The organism is Bacteroides fluxus YIT 12057, from assembly GCF_000195635.1.
Taxonomy (GTDB): domain Bacteria; phylum Bacteroidota; class Bacteroidia; order Bacteroidales; family Bacteroidaceae; genus Bacteroides; species Bacteroides fluxus.
Window position 1 is genome coordinate 1 of the sequence record NZ_GL882650.1, and the last position, 1524, is coordinate 1524.

Consider the following 1524-nt stretch of genomic DNA (forward strand, 5'->3'; position numbering starts at 1 on the left):
TGTTGCAAAAAAAGTAACAAAACACTTGACTTTCGCTTCTTGATTTCGTATCTTTGTGATGTGCTTAAGAAAAGGAATAATCATTGATCCAGGCGCCTTTATCCCTCCTCTTTCCCACTTTTTTGATTTGATATTTTTTTTAACCTAACCCTTAACATTACAAAATTATGGACGTAATCGTAGAGCGCTTCCGGCGCAGAAGAATCGTGAGTGACAAGGAGTCCCCGCTGTTGTATTATCTCCGTCAGAAACCCAAGACTTGCGGCACCGTTGATGTCGATGTGCTGGCCTCCAACATCCAGAAGAACTGTGCCATGACCCGCGGCGACGTGAAGCACGTCATCGAGGCGCTGGTGGAGGAGATCCAGGGTCACCTGGCCAACGGCGACAAGGTGAGGCTGAACCAGCTGGGTACTTTCCACATGACCTTCCGCTGCCCGGGCGTGGAGCTTGCTGAGAAATGTACCGTTCGTAACATCAGCAGGGTGAACATCCGTTTCTCTCCGGACAAGGGCCTCCGCCTGGTGAACGGCAGCAACGCGCAGACCAAGAGCCCCTCCAACGTGCTGTTCTCCCTCGACAAGCCCGAAGACTCCGGCACCGGCGGCGGGAACGCCGACGGCGGGGACACCGGCGGCTCGGACGGCAACGAGAACGAGAACCCGCTGGGATAACCCCCGCGTTCCCCTCTCCGGACGGGGAGGGGAGTATGACCTGACCAATATCCAACAACCTAAACTTTGAATTTTATGAAAAAGAAATCTTCTGTCTGGGATTATATCCTGAAGGTAATCATCGCCCTGGCATCGGCCTTGCTCGGGGCTGTCGGCTCCCATGCCATGCCCTATCCCTCCTGCCTTTCCATATAACCCCGGTACCAACCTGCCCTTGCTTGCAGGCGTGTCAAAATAAAGATTCCTCTTGTCGGTTTTGACACGCCTCCGCGGGGCTTTAATCCTGTTTCCATCATGAGACCCGTCAACCTTATCGTCGTCCACTGCTCCGCCACCCGTTCCGACCGTTGCTACACGGAGCATGACCTTACCTCCGACCACCTTTGCCGCGGCTTTTCCTGCGCCGGCTATCATTATTATATCCGCAAGAACGGCGACATCAAAAGCTTGCGGCCTTTGGGGCAGCCCGGCGCGCACGCGCGCGGCTACAATGCGAATTCAATCGGCGTCTGCTATGAGGGCGGGCTCGACGGACGCGGGCGTCCCGCCGACACTCGGACCCCTTTCCAGAAGCATTCGTTGCGTGTGCTTGTCATGCTGCTGCTGAAGGATTATCCCGGCTCCCGGCTTTGCGGGCATCGCGACCTCAGTCCGGACCTGGACGGTAACGGGGAGATAGAACCCGAGGAATGGGTCAAGGAATGTCCCTGCTTTGACGCGGCGAGCATTTTGCAGGAGGCGCCGCCTCCCAATCCGGCCTGCCTGTAGGCGGCTTCCCGCGGAGCGCCTTTCCCGCACGCGCATATAGGCGTATATGCGCGTATATATATTATGTGTCCCCCTTCTTCCC

3 protein-coding genes are annotated in these 1524 nt (G+C 56.2%); all 3 read left to right on the plus strand.

The features are described from left to right. Positions 1 to 167: 167 nt before the first annotated feature. Entirely contained in the window at positions 168 to 674 is a 507-nt protein-coding gene (locus HMPREF9446_RS11565) for an HU family DNA-binding protein (RefSeq protein WP_009125852.1), read from the plus strand. Between the two features lie 75 nt (positions 675 to 749). Next, positions 750 to 869 (plus strand): smalltalk protein, encoded by a 120-nt coding sequence (locus HMPREF9446_RS18750; RefSeq protein ID WP_157243327.1) that lies wholly within the window; start codon positions 750 to 752, stop codon positions 867 to 869. A 99-nt stretch (positions 870 to 968) separates the two neighbouring features. After that, the gene (locus HMPREF9446_RS11570; protein ID WP_039969260.1) at positions 969 to 1442 is read left to right on the plus strand and encodes an N-acetylmuramoyl-L-alanine amidase; all 474 of its coding nucleotides are present in this window, start codon (positions 969 to 971) and stop codon (positions 1440 to 1442) included. The last annotated feature ends 82 nt before the right edge of the window (positions 1443 to 1524 follow it).

Coding starts and splice junctions, on each gene's coding strand:
- HMPREF9446_RS11565 (WP_009125852.1), top strand. CDS start 168: ATGGACGTAATCGTAGAGCGCTTCCGGCGCAGAAGAATCGTGAGTGAC.
- HMPREF9446_RS18750 (WP_157243327.1), top strand. CDS start 750: ATGAAAAAGAAATCTTCTGTCTGGGATTATATCCTGAAGGTAATCATC.
- HMPREF9446_RS11570 (WP_039969260.1), top strand. CDS start 969: ATGAGACCCGTCAACCTTATCGTCGTCCACTGCTCCGCCACCCGTTCC.